The 15267-nt window shown below is 41.6% G+C and carries 14 protein-coding genes; 13 read left to right on the top strand and 1 reads right to left on the bottom strand.

Translation table 11 applies throughout. The features are described 5' to 3' along the window. The first annotated feature begins 7 nt into the window (after window positions 1-7). On the top strand, window positions 8-2308 hold the full coding sequence (locus AC6JA8_RS11070; protein ID WP_497973845.1) for a hypothetical protein: 2301 nt from the start codon (window positions 8-10) through the stop codon (window positions 2306-2308). Window positions 2309-2314: 6 nt separating this feature from the next. Here AC6JA8_RS11070 and AC6JA8_RS11065 read toward each other — a convergent pair whose 3' ends face one another. Continuing rightward, entirely contained in the window at window positions 2315-2932 is a 618-nt protein-coding gene (locus tag AC6JA8_RS11065; protein WP_497973844.1) for a hypothetical protein, read from the bottom strand. Window positions 2933-3166: 234 nt separating this feature from the next. On the opposite strand from AC6JA8_RS11065, the gene fusA reads away from it, so the two are divergent. The 12 genes from fusA to AC6JA8_RS11005 all read left to right on the top strand — a co-directional run bounded on the left by fusA (window position 3167) and on the right by AC6JA8_RS11005 (window position 15258). After that, the gene (gene fusA, locus AC6JA8_RS11060) at window positions 3167-5326 is read left to right on the top strand and encodes an elongation factor G (RefSeq protein WP_497973843.1); all 2160 of its coding nucleotides are present in this window, start codon (window positions 3167-3169) and stop codon (window positions 5324-5326) included. Between the two features lie 166 nt (window positions 5327-5492). Further along, window positions 5493-6050, top strand: a complete 558-nt coding sequence (locus tag AC6JA8_RS11055) for a hypothetical protein (RefSeq protein WP_497973842.1) — start codon at window positions 5493-5495, stop codon at window positions 6048-6050. A 197-nt stretch (window positions 6051-6247) separates the two neighbouring features. Continuing rightward, window positions 6248-7153: a LysR family transcriptional regulator gene (locus tag AC6JA8_RS11050; RefSeq protein ID WP_497973841.1), complete on the top strand. Its 906-nt coding sequence runs from the start codon at window positions 6248-6250 to the stop codon at window positions 7151-7153. Further along, on the top strand, window positions 7150-8289 hold the full coding sequence (locus AC6JA8_RS11045) for a tRNA nucleotidyltransferase/poly(A) polymerase family protein (protein WP_497973840.1): 1140 nt from the start codon (window positions 7150-7152) through the stop codon (window positions 8287-8289). Before AC6JA8_RS11050 ends, AC6JA8_RS11045 begins: the two co-directional genes overlap by 4 nt. Beyond that, window positions 8286-8819 (top strand): GNAT family N-acetyltransferase, encoded by a 534-nt coding sequence (locus AC6JA8_RS11040; protein ID WP_497973839.1) that lies wholly within the window; start codon window positions 8286-8288, stop codon window positions 8817-8819. The genes AC6JA8_RS11045 and AC6JA8_RS11040 overlap by 4 nt, the downstream gene beginning before the upstream one ends. A gap of 107 nt (window positions 8820-8926) precedes the next feature. Further along, entirely contained in the window at window positions 8927-9355 is a 429-nt protein-coding gene (locus AC6JA8_RS11035; protein WP_497973838.1) for a hypothetical protein, read from the top strand. Between the two features lie 40 nt (window positions 9356-9395). Continuing rightward, the gene (locus tag AC6JA8_RS11030) at window positions 9396-10154 is read left to right on the top strand and encodes a DUF3050 domain-containing protein (RefSeq protein ID WP_497973837.1); all 759 of its coding nucleotides are present in this window, start codon (window positions 9396-9398) and stop codon (window positions 10152-10154) included. A gap of 92 nt (window positions 10155-10246) precedes the next feature. Then, window positions 10247-11497 (top strand): hypothetical protein, encoded by a 1251-nt coding sequence (locus AC6JA8_RS11025; protein WP_497973836.1) that lies wholly within the window; start codon window positions 10247-10249, stop codon window positions 11495-11497. Between the two features lie 73 nt (window positions 11498-11570). After that, on the top strand, window positions 11571-12434 hold the full coding sequence (locus tag AC6JA8_RS11020) for a trypsin-like serine peptidase (protein WP_497973835.1): 864 nt from the start codon (window positions 11571-11573) through the stop codon (window positions 12432-12434). A gap of 75 nt (window positions 12435-12509) precedes the next feature. After that, a complete protein-coding gene (locus AC6JA8_RS11015; protein ID WP_497973834.1) occupies window positions 12510-13379 on the top strand; it encodes a trypsin-like serine peptidase in 870 nt (289 codons plus the stop codon). A 24-nt stretch (window positions 13380-13403) separates the two neighbouring features. Next, window positions 13404-14672, top strand: a complete 1269-nt coding sequence (locus AC6JA8_RS11010; protein WP_497973833.1) for an aldo/keto reductase — start codon at window positions 13404-13406, stop codon at window positions 14670-14672. Window positions 14673-14736: 64 nt separating this feature from the next. Beyond that, the gene (locus AC6JA8_RS11005) at window positions 14737-15258 is read left to right on the top strand and encodes a hypothetical protein (protein ID WP_491636054.1); all 522 of its coding nucleotides are present in this window, start codon (window positions 14737-14739) and stop codon (window positions 15256-15258) included. Window positions 15259-15267: the final 9 nt, after the last annotated feature.

The following is a 15267-nucleotide window of genomic DNA, read 5'->3' as shown; positions in this document are numbered from 1 at the left end:
TTCGTCCTTGCTTTTTTCCCAGCTGAGCTGGGGGATAGATCTTTCTAAACTTTCTGAATCAGAAATGGAGGCCGTAAAAAAACTCGGCCTCTCTGAAACGGAAATTAAAAACCTCGATACCGACACTCTAAAGGCCACCCTCGAAGAAAAACTCGATGCGGAAAAAGAGGCCTTAAAACAAGAGGCCAAAGAAAAATTCCAACAAGTCGTCGACGAAAAAATTGAGCCAAAACTCAATGAAATGCGCGCGAGCGTGGAAAAAGAAAAGGCCGAATTAAAAAAAGATGCGATTAAACTCGGTGCTGGTTACATCACATCAACGATTTCTCTTTTTGCTGCTACTCTCATTGCTCCACAGGCCATCATGGTTTGTAAGACAAAACCTTCCGCCGTCATTTATGCCGGCAGTGCTGCTGTGTACGTGCTTCAGGAAATGAGAAACATTAAAATTCTTAAGGCCTCGCAGTTAGCTGAAATCGAAGTGGTCAACAAGATCGATATCGATAAAACTAAGAGCGTAAAAGAAAATGCCAAAATACTGGAAGCTAAAGTCGATGAACAAGTCGGCTATATCAAGGCCTATAAAAACACCATTGATCATGCTGTCAGTGCTCTTAAGAAAAAAGCGAAAAATGCCAAAATGGTAAGTATCGGCTTCCTGGCCTCTTCGGCCACTGCGGCCGCTGAGCAAATGGATTGGATTAGCGGAGGAGGCGCTTGTGTGGCCTCGGCACCCGCTTCACTAGAGCAACTTAATTTCTCACCAAAGCTTGATGCTCGTTACGCTAAACTCATTGATGAGGCCCAGAGTGCCCAAGATAAATGGGCCTACTACTACGAGTGGGAATCTTTAAAATTTGGTGTCGACCGCACTCTTTCATGGAGTGAATACGAAAAATTAAAAAATGTTCCAGTGAGTTCAGGCATTTTAAAAAATGCCATGAGTTTTATTCACTCGACACTTTTAAGCACGGCCCTTGCAGCAGAAGAGACAAAAAAAGTCACAGTGGCCGGGTCCCTTAAAGACAACAAAGCGGCCGACTGGATCGGGGATTTAGACAAGCTGGGAATTGTCGGAGGACTTGCCACAAACGTCGTGGCCTACATGGCCGGATGGCAAATGGGCTTTTTAAAATCCATCATTGCCAGCGGAACTTCTCGCGCGATTACCTTTGGTGCCCAAGGGGCCCTGGCCTTTACAGCAGGCAAACTCTTTGGTGATGCCGCAACCGATCTGGAGAAAAAACTTGCGCGCATTGAGCGCTTGATTAATGATGTTCAGTCCGTTTCCAAAAAAGGAATCAATATGCTTGTTCCAAGCGACGCCGATGCCCGTCGCTTTCAGGAAATCGCAGCTAAAATGGGTGTGCCATCGGATAAATTAATTACGGAAATGAGTATCAATGAGGCGCAGGCCTATTTAAAAACAATCAAAGCAAAGGCAGAAAACCTGGATGATGAGGGCCGCGCCTTGATTGACAAATACGAAGAAGAAATCACCACTAAGCTTAAAGCAAAAGGTAGTGAACTGCAGGAGAAAGTAGAAGAAAAGGCGCAGGAAAAAGTAGAAGAGAAAACCTCTTTATTGCGCTTTTTTATTCCCGATGTTCAAGCGGCCAATGTTGCTCCAGTGTATGTCCTGACGAGGGTAAAAGACATCTCATGCGTCGATAAAAGATCATGTCCGCCGCTTAGTTTCCCCCGCGGGACTAACGCCAACACAAAAATTTTAAATCAATACTTAGGGCTGTATGAAAATTACTACCAGGCGGTTAAAACCAAAAATCCAGAGCAGGAAAACTCGGCAATGGCAGCTCTCGAACAATATAAACCTGTCGTGACTTCTTTTAGAGATCAGGTTTTTAAGAAAGGCTTGGAAAAGGGGCGAGTTCAAAATACGAACTATTATGCTTATGAGCGCGCCAAAATTAATGAAGAGGTGAATAACTTCGCTCGTTTTTATGCGAAACTCTCACCTGAGGATCAGGCCGAAATGAGCGCGCGTTTTAATCCGGCATCCCAGGATTTTAGCGCTCCTCAGGGGAAAAAAGCGCTGAAGATTAAACTGAAGGCAAAAATCAATGAAGCTGAGATGAGAATTTTAGATCAGTTAATTGCCAAACTTGAGGCCAGCGAAGTTTCTCATAACGGGCCTGATATGAGTTTTGTGGAAAGAGACAGGTCGCAGGACGGAGAAGACGAGTTTAACTTTGGAAATACGAGTATTCACCCGAAAGAAAGCGGGCTCTTTGACATTATCCATCTTCGTTATCAGCGCTATATCAAAAACACTTTTCCAGATTTATAAGAAAGACTAATCGTCCCACTCCAAATCAGTGTTAATCGTCACGCCTGAAACCGTTTTTTCTTTTTCTTTTTTAATGAATGGGAAAGAAACAGGAGTTGTTCCATCGAAAGTTTCTTCGAAAGCAATAGTGATTGTACGAGGAACAAAATCCATCAACATTTTTAGGTAGTCGTGGTTTTTAATTGTATCAATAACCGAGGTGTCGGCTTCGCCATCAAGGTCAATTTCCATCATCGGTTTTGATGATGTGTTTTTAACAATAAGCGCCGCTTTAACTTTATCGCGGGGAAGTTCGCTGGTCAGGTTCCAAGACCCAAGGTGGAAATAGTCCAGGTAGAAAAAGGATTTCTCGTATTTAAATTTGCGGTTGATCAAAAGCTGTTGCATGAACTTTCTAGTCGACGGGTCTTTTGATTTTTTCGCTAATTTTTCGGCAAGATAGCCGTCTTCAACGCGGATAATATAAGCGCCAGGTTTTCTCGTAGACTCAAACAACATGTACTGGAAGCCCACGGAAAAGAGGGTAAAAAGTTTTTGTTGGGGCAAGTGGACGTGGACAGCGTCGGTTTCGATCAGGGTTTTAACGCCTTCGTATAGGTCTTGTTTGCTGAGGTCGCCGCTCATAGGGAAAATGCCTTTTTTTTATAATTGGGTTAATTTTGGGAAACCCGAAAATTTTTAGAGATTTTTAGTGAAATTGTCAATTTGTTTGATGCTCCTTGTTCAATCTTTTTCCCTCTTTATAGCTAAACTTCCATTGACTCATCCCTCTAAATTTCTTATTATTCACCCTTAAATTAAGTTTAAAAAAGTTCAAAAAATTTTTTAGGGTAAATAAACCTTTTTGGAGATGAATTTATGAAATTAATGGCGAAGACCAGAAACATCGGGATCTCTGCTCACATCGACTCAGGAAAGACGACGTTAACTGAACGTATTCTTTTCTACTGTAACAAGATCCACAAGATCGAAGACGTTAGAGGTGGTGGTGCCGGAGCGAAGATGGACCACATGGAACTTGAAAAAGAAAAAGGGATCACAATTACTTCTGCAGCTACAACTGTAACTTGGGAAGGTCTAAATGGTGAAGGTATCAAATATGCTGAAGGCATCGATAAAGAATGTCGTATTAACATCATCGATACTCCGGGCCACGTTGACTTTACAGTAGAAGTAGAGCGTTCACTTCGCGTTCTTGACGGAGCTATTCTAGTTCTTTGTTCAGTTGCTGGTGTTCAGTCACAGTCAATCACGGTTGACCGTCAGATGAAGCGTTACTCAGTTCCTCGTATGGCCTTCCTTAACAAGATGGACCGTATGGGTGCTAACCCACATAAAGGTGTTGCGGCACTTAAAGAAAAACTTTACCACAATGCTGTATTAATGCAGCTTCCAATCGGTGCTGAAGAAAACTTCAAAGGTGTTGTTGATCTAATCACTAGACAAGCATACTTCTTCGACGGAGAAAACGGAGAGAAGATCAGAGTTGAAGCTGTTCCAGCTGATATGGCAGACGATGTTGAATCATTCAGAGAGAAGCTTCTTGATGCAGCTTCTGAATTCGATGACAACATGGTTGAAAAAATTCTTGGTGGCGAAACTGTTACTGAAGAAGAAATCCACAATGCAATTAAGAAAGGTGTTCAATCACTTAAGCTTACTCCAGTATTCATGGGATCAGCTTTCAAGAACAAAGGTGTTCAACTTCTTCTTAACGGTGTTGCTAGATACCTTCCATCTCCGCTTACATCAGCGAAGCCAAAAGCTATCGATAACAACACAAACCAAAAAATCGAGCTTGAGCCAGATAACTCTAAGCCACTTGTTTGTATGGCGTTCAAGATTACTGACGAGCAATTCGGTCAGTTAACTTACACTCGTATTTACCAAGGGACTTTAAATAAAGGTGACACGATCGTTAACACAAGAACTAAGAAAAAAGTTCGCGTAGGACGTATCGTACGTATGAACGCTAACGACAGAGAGAACATCGAAACTGTTGGTTCAGGTGACATCATTGCTCTAATCGGTATCGACTGTGCTTCAGGGGATACATTCGTAGCAGAAGACGGACCAACGCATTTATCATGTGAAGGTATGCACGTTCCTGCAGCGGTTATCGAGCTTTCGATCTCTGTTAAGGATAAAGATCAACAAACAAGACTTTCAAAAGGTCTTTCACGTTTCATGAAAGAAGACCCAACTTTCCACGTTTACACAGATGAAGAGTCTGCTGAAACACGTATCGCAGGTATGGGAGAGCTTCACCTTGAGATTTACGTAGAAAGATTAAAACGTGAATACAACTGTGACGTTCAAGTAGGTGCTCCTCAGGTTAACTACCGTGAGACAATCAGAACTGAAGCGAAGTTCGATTACCTACACAAGAAACAAACAGGGGGTTCTGGTCAGTTCGGTCACGTAATCGGTATGATCAAGCCACTTGCTGAAGAGAAAAAAGCGAACGAGGAAGAAGTATTCCAGTTCCATAACGAAATCAAAGGGGGAGCAATCCCTAACGAATTCATCGCTTCATGTGAAAAAGGATTCAACGACGTTATGGACAAGGGACCTCTAGCTGCGTTCCCACTAATCAACGTAGAAGTTTACCTACAAGACGGTCGTTACCACGATGTAGACTCTTCTGACCTTGCTTTCCGTATTGCTTCTCGTATGGCGATGAGACAAGCTGTAAAAGCTGCTTCTCCAGTTATCCTTGAGCCAATCATGAAAGTTGAAGTTGAGACACCAGATGAGTACCAAGGGGGGGTTATTGGTGACCTTTCTTCTCGTCGCGGGATCATCCAGGCTTCTGAATCAAATGAAACAGGTGACGTTATCATCAACGCTCTTGTTCCACTTTCAGAAATGTTCGGTTACTCGACAATTCTACGTTCTATGTCTGCTGGTAAAGCTTCTTACACAATGGAATTCGCGAAATACGCTGAATGTCCAAACAACATTGGTGAGAAAGTTATGGCAGAAAGAAAAGAGAAACTTGCAGCTCAAGCTGAATAGTTTCCTTCCAAATTCTCAAAAAAAGTGGGGCCCTGCAAATGGGCCCCTTTTTTTTTGCCTTTTGAACTATCTCTTTTTTAGATAGGAAGCATTGAGTAATATCATTTCCAATCTCCATCTTTTTTGTCTATAACCCCGGCATTCAAAAAATAATCTTGGGGGATCTATGAAGGCAGTATTAAGCGCAGCTCTTGTTTTCTCGTTAACCATTTCTTCTAGCTTTGCTGGGACAACTAGGACAGTAAACGCAGACGTTAAAGCTCTAGGTCAATTGGCCATGGGTTGGGAGGAGCACTCTGTAAAAGGAAAAAATGCTGAAGAGATCCTAAAGAATTACTTAGAAGAAAACTATGGTGAAGAACGCGAATTAGTGTTCAAAGAGTATGGTGAGATGGCCTACGGTGATGAGATTGATGAAGGATTTACTTCAGTGAAATCTGCTATTCTTATGTCTGGCTTTGCTGAGAGTGCTTTAGAAGAAATGCTTGAAGGCCTTGATGAATCAAGTGAAGCAGAAAGAATTAAAGAAATTAAAGCGAACATTTACGACCTAAACCACGGCTGGGCACCGGTCATTAAAAGGTTAGAGCGCCAAGGCGTGAAGTTTGGTTACAGTGGAAATGGCCCAGGATACTGTGGGATTTCTTTTGTTGAATTACTAATCGTTGATGAAAAAGAGCAAAAGGTTTACGAGGTTTACCTTTCAGAAGGTGGGTCTTGTTAGTTTTTTGTTAGCTTTCATAAGTTGAATAAAGGCGGTCTCTCCAAAGGCCGCCTTCTTTTTACATGGTTTCTTTTCTTTTCCAGTATTATTAGGTAAACCTAATACATTATGAACGCTCTATTACAAAGTAATACTCTATTAAGAGTCGAGCAGGATGCGAGACAACCTCTGCGTCTAAATAAGCACAGGAGTGCTAATTGATCGAAACATCGCAACTCCAGACATTAGTGGCCGTGACCCGTGCCAAAAGTTTTTCTAAGGCCGCGGAAGTCTTAGGTGTAACCCAATCTGCCATCAGCCAGAGTATCAAAAATCTTGAGTCTAAATTAGAGATCAAGATCTTTAAGCGCTCGGGAAAGGCGGTGATTTTAACGTCTGAAGGCGAGAAGCTCTACCGACTGGGAACTCAGTTTTTGGAAGAAATGGAAGAGACTCTGACAGAACTTCAGGGGGACCGCGATCAAATGCAGGGGAAGGTGAGAATCGGAACCCTGACTGGTATTGGGAAGACGTGGCTTGCTAAAGAAGTCGTCTGGCATGCGAAAGAAAACCCTGAACTTCAACTTTCAGTCCGCATGGGCCATCAAGAAGACCTGCTTCTTGATTTCGAGGCCAACAAAATTGATATCCTGATTTTACCTGAAGACGATGTGCCTCTTCATGGTGAGAAAGAATTCTTCATGGAAGAAAAATCGACTCTGGTTATTCCACGTGAGATGAAGGATGTGTATTTCAACACAAAGCTGACGCTTGAAACGTTGGAGAAAATTCCGACTATTTTATTTGAACAAGATGATCTGCTCTTTTTAAAATGGTGCAGAAGTAAATTTAAATCGACTCCAAAAAAATTGAATGTGCGCTTTTCTGTAAACTCACACGGTCACATGCTTCAGGCCGTAAGCGAAGGTCTGGGAATCGCCGTTGTGCCGAATCACGTTTTAAATCGTTCGTATTTCAAAGATAAGGTTCTAACGCTTGGTAACGAATATGAAGTACCGAGTGGAAAGCTCTATATCGTCTATCATAAAGAATCAGAAAATCTTCTGCGTATCAAAAATACTATTGATAGACTGCTCTCACATCGTGATACATTTAATACATGATGATTCTCTCCCTATTTCCGGCCGACTTAAAACAATTTCTTAGTGAAGTTGAAAGTGTTGGTGCGCGTCTGTGTCTCGTCGGTGGCGGAAGCCGCGACTTTTTAAGGGAAGGAACTCTGTCTAACGACCTGGACTTTGAAGTCAGGGGAGTGGAGATCAGTGCACTGAAATCTTTTTTTAAAAAAAGAGGACTGACTTACACTGAACTTCCTTATGACATTGTCCGTGTGGGGCTCAAAGGTTTTGACCTGGAGTTCTCTTCGCCTCGCCTGGAAAATCCACTGACCGGAAATAAGACCCATCACCATTTTGAAGTGGTGCTTGATAAAGAACTTTCTTACGACCGCGCTTTTGCCAGAAGAGACTTCACGCTTAATGCTATTGGTATCGAGTTTAATTTCACCCAAGACCAGGCCCGTGTCGTCGACCCTTATAAGGGAGTGCAGGATTTAGAAGAAAAAACACTCCGTGAAATCAGCGACTATTTTTTTCTTGATTCAGTCAGGTTCCTGCGCCTGGTGCGCTTTCAGGTAAAATACGATTTTAAAATCAGTGAAAGCATTAAAAACCAGATGGGACTTTTTGATTTGAGTGAACTCTCAATGCATCACTTTAAAACAGAGATGAAAAAATCAAAAAAGGCCGGGGCCTTTATTAATGAGTTCTCAAGTTTGGTGAAAGATTATCATTTGCCAGTTAAGGAAGTTTATAAGATTTGGGAAAATGTTCATTTTTCTCCTGACCTGGAAACGATTGAAGATTTACTTGTGAGTGTTTTCTTAAAAGATCCAGGTGCAGCTAAAGAAGTGGCCTCTTTTTTCTCGATGCCGGATAAAATTTTAAAAGACCTTAAGTCTTTTTATGATTCTTATCAGGCTATTTTAAAATTAAAAAAAGAAGACCTGATTCCTTTATGTCAAAACGAAATGGATGCACCGGAAGTAATGGCGGTTCTTCGCGATTTAAAAAACCTGGAAGATAAAAAAGAGTGGAGAAGGTATTTTCCAAGCCATCTTATCATCTCGTGGGATGACTGGGCCGATGAATCTGTGGATGCTGAGTTGATTCAGGTAACGCCAGCACCTCTGCGTTCATATCTGCGTTTTTATCAGACGATGAAAAGGGTTATTCAATGAGTTTTTCTATCGTCACTTTAAAAGAAATCAATTTTAATTCCGAAATCCTAAAGCAAGTTGAAGACATTTTTTTTCTTTCAACCTCAGTTAAGAGTTTTGCTTCCGAAGAAAGGCGCCTGACGTTTTTTAAACGTTGGTGCGGCGACTACCAGACTCACTATCCGCAGGAGTTTTTTGTGGTGATGGAAGAAAAGAAGGTACTAGGTTATCTCAGTGGATGCCAGGACTCTTTTGCCTCTTTGAAAGTGCTCGATGTCCCAGGGCTCGCAGTTTTTGAGGAACAGTTTGAAAAATTTCCGGCCCATCTGCATATCAATTTTCATCCGGATGCCAGGGGGAAAGGACTGGGGAGTCTTTTGGTTCAGCACTATATGAAAGTGCTTAAAGACCAAGGAATTAAAGGGCTTCATCTCACAACTTCGCCCGATGCTCAGAACGTAAATTTTTACTTACGCCTAGGTTTTACACATACAGTTAAGCGCGAGTTTAAGGGCTCCGAGCTCTACTTTATGGGCGCCATACTTGAGTAACACTCACGGTTTTAATACTAGCCATTTTCCATTTAGTTTTTTTGTGTTATACTTTTTATGTAAGGTTTAATGCATGGATCGCATAGAGGCCTTATCAGGAATGGAATATGGTCGATATACATTCAATTCTGGCCGATCACCGCTCAAAAGGTAAAGCTGAAGACACTCAAGATGTCGGCGGCTCTAGTATTGAGTTAGGCCCTTCTACCTCAGAAATTCCGGATATTTTTTTCGATAAGATCATTGTGGATTATAAATTAAGCCGCATTGAAATTCTCGTGCTTATGTATATCTATCGTAGAGTCTGGTGTTTTCCCAACCTTCACAGGTCGCACGGGATCTCACAGATGATGTCCCACACTGAAATGGCCAAAAACCTGGGGCTTGCTATTGAAGACGTTTATTCGTCTTTAAGAAAGCTTGAAGAGTACGATTTCATTCGTACCATTAGGGCCGGACAGTATTTTTCGCGTCGCTTTTTTTCCAAAGAATTGGACGCAATTTTCAATCAAACATACGACGATTTCGAAATTTAATGGTATGACCTTTCTATAGTTTTTTCTATAGGACAGGTTTATGACATCCATTATGAATCACCCCGATCTCATCGCTCACCACGAAGCACTGGCCAATCACACTCTATACAATAAAATCAGGTCTCTCGATGAACTCAAAGTTTTTATGGAGACTCACGTGTTCGCCGTGTGGGATTTTATGTCGCTGTTAAAGAGGCTGCAAAAAGACATTACGTGTGTGGAGTTGCCGTGGAGACCAAGTCCTTATCCAAAAGAAACTGTGCGCTTGATTAATGAAATTGTTCTAGGTGAAGAAAGTGACAAAGATTTAGAAGGCAAGGCCTGTGATCATTTCACTCTTTATTTGCGTGCAATGAATGACGTCGGTGCTGATCCAAAAAGACTGCTTTCATTTATGAGTGATCTTAATTATGAAGAGTATTGCACGAAGGCCGAGCATGACTTCGTAAAATTTAATATCGATCTTTCACTCAATGGAAAAATTCACGAAGTGGCAGCTGCGTTTTTCTTTGGAAGAGAAAAACTAATTCCCGACATGTTTACTTCTATACTTGGTGATCTTTCAAAAAACTTCGACCAAAAAACTCAGGAATCATTTCCCAACATGCGCTACTACCTTGCTCGTCATATTGAAATTGACGGAGGTGAGCACTCACATGCAGCTTCAGATTGTCTTCAATCTCTCTGCGGAAATGATGAAAAGAAGTGGGAAGAAGCAAGAGCGGCCGGAGTTCAATCGCTTAAATTAAGAAGCGCGTTGTGGGATGAAGTCGAAAAAAAGATAGTGTCAAAATCTTAGCACTTCCTATCATATTTTCTTACATTCATCTCAAGTGAAAAATTTCATTTACCATTAATCCTAGTTCACACATTTTTCAACTAGGAGGAAAAATGAAATCATTCTCACTTATGGTGGGGCTACTGTGTTTGCTCGCTGTAAACACAAACCAAGCTTTCGCTAAATCAGCAGATGCTTTTCATAAACGTTTTCAAGTCATCCGTTCAGACGACGGTAAATTAGTAGGGATCAGGGATAGAACTCTTCCGGTAAAATTCTCGGTTGTTCCTTATGTAAATATGATTAAGTCTCAGCTTAAAGCTGAACAATCACTAATGTCAGAGCAAAACCTGGCAAGCGGTGAGTACGAAGCGAATGTACGTTCTGTTTTGGATGAAGACCGCGAGCTTCTTCTTGCTCAGGGATACACTCAAGCTGAGTACGACCGTTATGTGCAGACAGTTGTTGATTCACTAAAACAACTTGCAGTTGTTAACGTTGATGGTGTTTTCACAAACCCAGCGTTTAATGAAGTTGTTTCAAAGTTCGAAGGTAAAATGACTGATGCTATTTTACTTCTAGACCCGACAATCCTTTCAAACGTTCAAGACCCGACATTCTTCTATAAGAGAAACGTGACTTATAAAGCAGTAAGCTGGGCGCTTGATTTCGCTAGAAAGAGACTGAGCAACATCCCAATGCTAAACACAGCTAGCTACGTGGTTGTTCAAGTTGAAAAACTAATTACTGAAAGAAGAAACTTCCACCAAAACATGCTTCTTCACTATCTTGAAAGCTTCGATGAAAAAGAACTTGGTTTAACTCACGACGAAGTGAACATGATCTGGTCATCTATCTATGAATCTCGCATTCCATGGTACGCTTTCTGGGAATCAAGTGCAGCGAAGTCTAACTGGACGAAGTATGGAGTGAATAACTTCTACGCTAACTTCAGAGCGGGAACAGCTAAGCTTCAAAAAGCTGGCGGCCTTTACTCAGAAGTAAATGATCGTATGAACTACGCTTTCCAACGCGTAACTTTTAACAATGAAAAAGTAATTGTTAACCTGTTTGATAACGAGTCTATGCTTCAGTCTCGTCCAGCGGTTGCTTACAACTACGACCGTCCAACTCAAATTGCAAGAAAGCGCATTATGCTGACTCTTGCTCAACTGGGACTAAGTTTTGTTCCATTAAGCGCTACAATTAAAGACACTGCAGGAAACTTCATCAAGTCTTACTATGCTAACCAGAAAATCACTGAGGGAGCACTGTACGGATACTTTGAGTCAATGGGTGAAGACTCTGGTATGAGACAAGTAAAAGCTCAATACCTAAACCCTTTCGATGCACTAGCAATGTAGTTTTCCTCATAACAAGGCGGCCAATTAAATGGCCGCCTTTTTTTTATTTAAAATTCAAAAATAAGGACATCCTATGAAAATTTTCGCTTCTTGCCTGCTGTTGGCCCTTTCATACAATGCTTTTTCTTACGATAAAGTTATCTACGGTGTAGATGACAGAAAAGATATTTTCGAATCAAAAAACACTCTTTATAAAACTCTTGCTCAGTCAACTGCAGCGATGATTCCGACAAATGCACTAGAAGAGCGCGAAGGGAATTTACTGGAAATTACCGGAACAACTCTGGAAGACGACGGGATCTGTTCAGACGCTCGTTTTGCCAAGCAATTAACAGCGGCAAACTGTTCAGGATTTTTAGTAGGAGAAGACCTGTTAGTGACGGCCGGTCACTGTATTGAGTCGCTAAGTGATTGTTCGCGCTACTCATGGGTTTTTGACTACGCCAATACAACTGAAGAAAAGAAGACTCACATTGTACCGAAGTCAGCTGTCTACACATGTACGCAAATTATTTCGCGTGCACTGGATAGAGCAACTGACAACGACTATGCTCTGGTTAAACTTGACCGCAAGGTGGAAGGACGCCTTCCTCTAAAAGTGAGAACGTCTGGAAAAATCGCTAATAAAGCTGACCTGGTTGTTATTGGTCACCCGTCTGGGCTTCCATCAAAAATTGCTGATGGTGCAGCTGTGAGAACAAACAAAAATAACTACTACTTCCAGGCGACTCTGGACACGTTTGGAGGGAACTCTGGATCGGCGGTTTTTGACTCTAAAACAGGTGTCGTAGAAGGGATTTTAGTACGTGGGGAAAGAGACTACGTAAGCGACCCGGTAAGAGGGTGTTCTATCCCTAAGGTTTGTAAGATGACAGAATGCCGTGGGGAAGATGTGACAAGAATCACAAATATCAAGGAACTGAAGGGTTTTCACTAAGTAATAATTTCACGTTTTAGGGGGAAACCTCTTAAAAATGATAGGATCTGGCGACTCGTTTTCATAGGAGAACATGTGCGCCAGGTCCTTTTTTTATGCCTATTTTTGACTGCGATGAATGCCCGTGCTGCTGTCAATATCGACTTGAGCACAGTTGGGTCGATTTATGGAAAAGACGACCGCGAACTAGTTACCACTCAATCAACAAAAGAGATTCAGGAATTAAGCCGCTCAGTGGCCTTGATTGTCAGCGCAGACCTTTTAGAAGAGAACTTTTTTAAAACCACTATTAAAGCTCAAACACTGCAGGAAACTTTGCAGATGTGCGTGGATGAGCGCTTTTCAAATAAAAGTGCACTTCCGGGATGTACGGGCTTTTTAATTGGACCTGATCTCATGGCCACGGCCGGACACTGTTTTCAAACCAGTGAAGACTGTATGATGAAAAAAGTCATCTTCGATGTCGACAGTAAAAAGCAAACAAAAAAAGGGTACAGCGTTTTAAATAGCAATGTCTTTAGCTGCAAGTCTATTGTGGCGCAGTCCTTTGATGGCGAGAGCGATTTCACAATCATCAAACTAGATCGCGCTCCTAAAAAACGCCCGGCACTTAAATTAAATTTGAAAAATAAAATTGCGGATAACGCCCGCGTTTTTATGATCGGTCACCCATTTGGGCTTCCGCTAATGCTTTCAAAAAGTGCCAAAGTAAACCGCAACACCAGTGATATCTCTTTTACTGCTGGGCTGGATTCATTTGAAGGCAATTCGGGCTCTCCGGTTTTTAACGCCAGCACTCTGGAAGTTGAAGGGATTCTAGTCAATGGACAACAAGATATTGTTTTAGATTCAAAAAATGAATGCTATCGTAATGCCAAGTACGAAGAGGACAACGGCGCCGAAGGCATCTTCAGGATCAGCGGGCTTCTGCCTTTTCTTCATTAATTTATACATTCAGGGATCAGTTTCATGGGACATGTAGGATTTGGATCTTACCGCGTAAGTATTAAGTCAAAAGTGCACAGAGAGTCGTTAGTTAAAGCGCTAGAGGCCGGCTGTACATTAATCGATACATCTTCAAATTACACCAACGGTGAATCAGAGGAGTTGATTGGCTCTGTCTTAAGTGAAAACCCACAATATAAACCTATTATTGTCACGAAAGCTGGATATATCCAAGGGCACGCTTTACGCGTTTTAAAGGAACTTAATGAAAAAGGACTGGCCTTAGAAGACCTGGTGGATTTAAGTGAAGAGCTAAAACATTCTATTCACCCTGAATTTTTAAAGAGTCAATTGGATCAAAGTTTAGAAAGACTAAAGCGCGATTCAGTGGATTACTTTCTTCTGCACAACCCGGAATATTATTTTCAGACAGAAGGCTCAACTCAAGACGAGTATTATGCCCGTTTAAAGAAGGCCTTCATTTACTGTGAAGAAGAAGTGAAGAAGGGAAGAATTAAGGCCTATGGTGTGAGTTCAAATAATTTTGGGCTTCCGCTTAACGATCCACAAGTGACAGACCTTTCACGCATCCTTGCTGTGCTTAAAGAAATGAACGGCAAAAATTTTAAAATGGTTCAATTCCCATTTAATCTGATTGAGATTGGAGCCCTGGAAAAACTTGGCGATTACGGCGATGAGAGTTTACTTGAACTCTGTATGGCCAATGGTCTTACGACAGTGGTTAATCGCCCTTTAAATGCGTTTACACAAAATAAGCTGGTGAGACTAGCGACCTATGAAGAACAGACGAAAAACCTGGACGACAAGAAGGCACAGGAGCTTTTTGATCACGCCATGGGATTAGTCAAAGCAAAGTGGGATGAAGCGGCCGATGAAAATACAACGGCAGATGATTTTCATGAAGTAGAGATGATTAAACAGTTCACTGATCTTTGGAATAACCTTCCGACTCCGGATGCAGTAGATCAGGTTTATTACGGACACTTCTTTCCTTTTATTGCCCGCGTATGGGGAGGCCAGGGTCTTTCTGCTGAGCAGGCACAACCGTTTTATCAATTGATGGAAACCTCATATCTTTATTCCCGAAGAAATCTCTCAAATAAAGCGCTCGAATTTAAAAAACAAGCGATGTCTGTGGGGCTTTTACCAGATGATGGCGATAGACCTTTTTCAGTTATGGCGGTTGAAACTTACCTAGACTATGGTTTTGATTACATTCTTGTAGGGATGAGAAAACCTGAGTATGTCGATCAGATGAAGGCCCTTTTCTAAAATCATTCAGGCTTAGGGAAATTTTTGCCGATGAACCCAATGTTCAAAAACATATGGGGGACTCATGCAATTATCCAAAATCGTGCCAACGGCACTGGCCATCTTCATGTTATCAAGCATTCTAAGCGCCACAGAAGCAGCAGAAAAAGTTCTGTGTGTGGTTTCAAGCGACGTTGATAAAAACACCGGCAGAATGACGTATGAGATGGATGAAGACGGACGTGGGATTAAGCACATTTATATGGAAGCTTATGAAAACGGAAAACTGACAGAGAGAAAAGAAGTCGATATGAGCGAGATCAATGGAGATGGAATCATCCTTCACCAAAAAGATAAATACGTTACAGTCCGACTTTATAGCCATAACTTTGATGAAGAGCGTGGTGGAGTGCTTTATTTAGACACTTTATACAATGCGGTTAAAGGTGAAAGAAAAGAGTATCAAATTGAAGTGGCCAAAAATGCTCAATCAGAAATCGTGATGATGAATAATAAGAAAGAATTTAACAATATGAAGTTTATTGGAAAAAAAGCGCCGATCATTGGTGTGATCGGCATTGAAAAAGTGAATTTTACAAAGAATTAATATGGTTAA

It is taken from the genome of Bacteriovorax sp. HI3 (assembly GCF_059738875.1).
This window is presented reverse-complemented; position numbering and strand designations above follow the sequence as displayed.